A 3,634-nucleotide genomic window follows, 5' to 3' on the forward strand; every position below is an offset into this window, starting at 1 on the left:
GTCGTGCACAAGGTACAAGACATGCAGCATAAAAACTCGACCGCTGTTGGCCCACCCGAGGGAATGCTAGTACAGGTCTTGCTGCATCGCAACATTTTTGGTGCGGCGGTCCACGTTTTCTGTTGCACTGCAAAATTATTGCCGTAGTTTGTGGTCGGCGGCGGTCGTGGATTTTCGGGCTCGGAAATCAACGTAAAAAATCAGGAATCCTGAATTTGGAAGCCAATGCATTCGATCCGCCAGAAGGCTCCTTGCGCAAATCGGTTGGGCGCGGCGCGGTTGTCACGGCCATGGCGCAATCGGTGCGGGTCGCGACACAGATCCTGTCCGTTATCGTCTTGTCGCGGTTGTTGTCGCCACAGGATTTCGGCGTCGTGGCGATGTGCGCGCCGGTGCTTGCCTTTATCGCCCTGTTCCAGGATTTCGGCCTGACCCAGGCGACGATCCAGAAGTCGGGCATCCGGCATGAGGAGGTGAACTACCTCTTCTGGATCAATGTCGCGGTCAGCGCGATCCTGGCTTGCGTGCTTGCGGGTGCGGCGCCGCTGGTTGCCGCCTTCTACGGCGAGCCGCGCGTGACGGGCCTGGTGGCTGCGTTCGGGCTGCAGATCATGGCCTATGGGCTGGGCGCCCAGCATCTGGCGCTCTTGACACGCCGCATGCAGTTCGGCCGGCTGGCCGTCATCGACGTCGCCAGCGCCATTGCCGGGCTTGCGGTGTCGATCGCCTGGACCTTTATCGATCGCTCCTATTGGGCCCTGTTTGCCGGCACGCTGACCGGTGCCGTTTTGCCGACGCTCTGCTATTGGGCGAGCTCGCGCTGGCGTCCGGGCCTGCCGCGCAAGGTCGCCGGCATCGGCGAGCTGATCAATTTCGGCGCCGGCATCACCGGCTTCAACTTCGCCAATTTCTTTGCCCGCAACCTCGACAATGTGCTGATCGGCAAATATTGGGGCGAGGCGCAACTCGGCCTCTATGACCGCGCCTACAAGCTGCTTCTGTTTCCGCTGAGCCAGATCACCAACCCGCTGTCGAAGGTGATGGTTCCGGCGCTTTCGAGGCTGAAGGATGAGCCGGATCGCTACCGCAGCGCCTACCTGCGCGTCATGCCGCTGATCCTGCTGGTGGCGCTTCCCGGCGTCGCCTTCGCCACGGCGATGTCGGATGTGCTGATCCCCTTCGTGCTCGGCGAGCAATGGCGCGCAAGCGCCTCGATTTTCCTGGCGCTCGGCTTTGCCGGGCTGCTGCAGCCGCTCAACAATCCGGCGGGGTGGCTTTTCGTCAGCCAGGGCCGCTCCGGCGATTTCATGCGCTGGGGCATCATAACGGCCGTGACGTCGGTGCTGGCCTTCATGCTCGGCCTGCCCTATGGCGCGCTGGGCGTGGCGATCGCCTATGCGATCAGCGAATATCTGCGGACGCCGTTCCTGTGGCTCTATGTCGGCAAGAGCGGGCCGCTTCAGGCGCACCATGTACTTCGCGCGGCAACGCCGTTCGTGCTTGGCGCCCATCTGGCACTGGCCGGCATCTGGTTCATCAAGCCAGCGCTGCCGCAGCAGCATGTCGTCGCCCTGGCCAGCGGCGCCGTGCTCGCCTACCTCATCACCATCGTCATCGCACTGGCATTCGCCTCCGGCCGCGAAGCCTTGCGCGAGGCCCTCAAGATGCTGCCGGCAAGGCTGCCTGCGGCGGCGGCGCGCGAAGCGCAATAATTTGGGCGTCTTCGACTGCTACGGACATCTCCTCCAGGACCAGGTCTGAACCATGCACTACCGATCGATCTCCGATATGAACGACGCCATTGTCAGGGGCCTGCACCGGCTGCCACGCGACATCGACCTGGTGGTCGGTGTGCCGAGAAGCGGCGTTTTGGCAGCGACGCTGGTCAGCCTTGCCGCGAACATCCCGATGACCGATCTCGACAGCTTCCTGGAAGGGCGTATCTATACGTCTGGCGTCACCAAGCGCCGTGCCGCTCTCGACCGCAAGGTTTCCGAGATGCGCAAGGTGCTGGTGATCGACGACAGCGTCGCTGGCGGCAACGCCATGCGTGACGCACGCGCCCGCATCCAGGCTGCGGGCATCAAGGCGGAGTTCACCTTTGCCGCCGTGTTCGGCCTTGAGCCCCAGCACCAGGAAACCGACCTCGTCTTCGAAGTCGTGCCGCATCCGCGCATGTTCCAGTGGAACTTCATGCATCACAAATTCCTGGCGCAATGCTGCGTCGACATTGACGGCGTGCTGTGCCTCGATCCGACAGAGGCGGAAAACGACGACGGCCCGGCCTATGAAAAATTCCTCAGCGAAGCGCGGCCGCTCCATGTCGCGACCCACAGGATCGGCTGGCTGGTCACCAGCCGACTGGAGAAATACCGCGCGCTCACCGAGGCATGGCTCGCCAAGCATGAGATCAAATACGACCAGTTGATCATGCTCGACCTGCCGAGCAAGGCGGAACGGCAACGGCTCGGCGCGCATGGCAGTTTCAAGGCGGATTTCTACCGCAAGTCCGATGCCATCCTGTTCATCGAGAGCGAGCACGAACAGGCGCTGAGGATCACCGAACTGTCAGGCAAGCCGGTGCTGTGCGTCGAAACGCATATGGTCAGCTTTCCCAACACGCTGTCGCTGCCGGCACTTGGTCAGGCGGCCAGGAACCTGCCGGCAAGGCTGCGGCAGATCAAGTCGCAAGAGGGCCGCAAAAGCGCCGCCAAGACCATTGCCCGCGCGCTGCTTGGCGCCCGCGGCTACGAGACGCTGAAAAGCCGGGTCAAGCGCCCGGCCTGACCTGCTCAGGCGGCGCCGTCAGGCCGCCTGTCGCGCGCGCTGCTGCATGGCCCTGTCCAGTATCGAGAAGAAGGTGATGAACTGGCGATCGGGATCGAGTTCCGGGCGCCCGGCGAAGCTGCGGGCGAGGCTGGAAAGCCGGTCATATTCCTGATTGTCGTTCCACAGCCGCCTGACGGCCGCGACCCAGTCGGCCAGCGGTGCATCATAATCCAGCACCACGCCACCGGAGCCGATCGCTTCGGGCAGACCGCCGCGCCGCGAGCCGACAACGGGGATTCCGCTGCAATGGGCCTCCGACGCGACGCGGCCCCAGGCCTCTTCCCACTTGCTGGGAGCAAGCAGGATCTTCGTGCGGCCGTAGACCGTCTTCATGTCGCTGGTGCGGCTCTCCAGGACGACATTGCCCAAGGGAGCGATCGTCTGTTCGATCCGCGCCCGGTGATCGTCGTCGAGCTTCCAGCTTTCGACGAACAGGAATGGAATTTCGCGGCAGGCGCCGGCAATCCGCACCGCGAGCTCGAACCCCTTTTCCTCATAAGGGTTGATCAGCGTGACGAACTGGCCCGTCGTCGGCGTCGAGTAGTGCGCCGGGTTGATGGTTGGCGGGATCACCACCGCCTCGATGCCGAACTCCTGTCTGTAAGTACGTGCGGTGAAGTCAGAATTGGCGATGTAAAGCGCGGAATGCAATTCGCGCAGATCGCCGCCCAGTTCATGGAACTCGACATTGCGGAGATAGACGACCAGAGGCACGCCCTCCGCCTGCAGCGCCTTGCCGATCGGAACCGATTTGTGACACTGGACCACGGCGACATCGGGCTTCAGCCTGTCGACGGCATAGCCC

Annotated in this window: 3 protein-coding genes; 2 read left to right on the top strand and 1 reads right to left on the bottom strand. The window is 63.2% G+C overall.

What is annotated here, in order from left to right; all coding sequences use genetic code 11:
• Positions 1-215: 215 nt before the first annotated feature.
• Both EN893_RS24025 and EN893_RS24030 read left to right on the top strand, forming a co-directional pair.
• Positions 216-1,712 (top strand): lipopolysaccharide biosynthesis protein, encoded by a 1,497-nt coding sequence (locus EN893_RS24025; protein ID WP_127267652.1) that lies wholly within the window; start codon positions 216-218, stop codon positions 1,710-1,712.
• A gap of 52 nt (positions 1,713-1,764) precedes the next feature.
• Positions 1,765-2,787: a phosphoribosyltransferase family protein gene (locus tag EN893_RS24030; protein WP_127267653.1), complete on the top strand. Its 1,023-nt coding sequence runs from the start codon at positions 1,765-1,767 to the stop codon at positions 2,785-2,787.
• 18 nt (positions 2,788-2,805) lie between these two features.
• On the opposite strand, the gene EN893_RS24035 is transcribed toward EN893_RS24030, so the two are convergent.
• On the bottom strand, positions 2,806-3,634 hold an 829-nt coding region (locus tag EN893_RS24035; RefSeq protein ID WP_128361822.1), incomplete at its 5' end, for a glycosyltransferase.

The organism is Mesorhizobium sp. M7A.F.Ca.CA.004.04.2.1 (assembly GCF_004022825.1).
Classification (GTDB): domain Bacteria; phylum Pseudomonadota; class Alphaproteobacteria; order Rhizobiales; family Rhizobiaceae; genus Mesorhizobium.

Coding starts and splice junctions, on each gene's coding strand:
- EN893_RS24030 (WP_127267653.1), top strand. CDS start 1,765: ATGCACTACCGATCGATCTCCGATATGAACGACGCCATTGTCAGGGGC.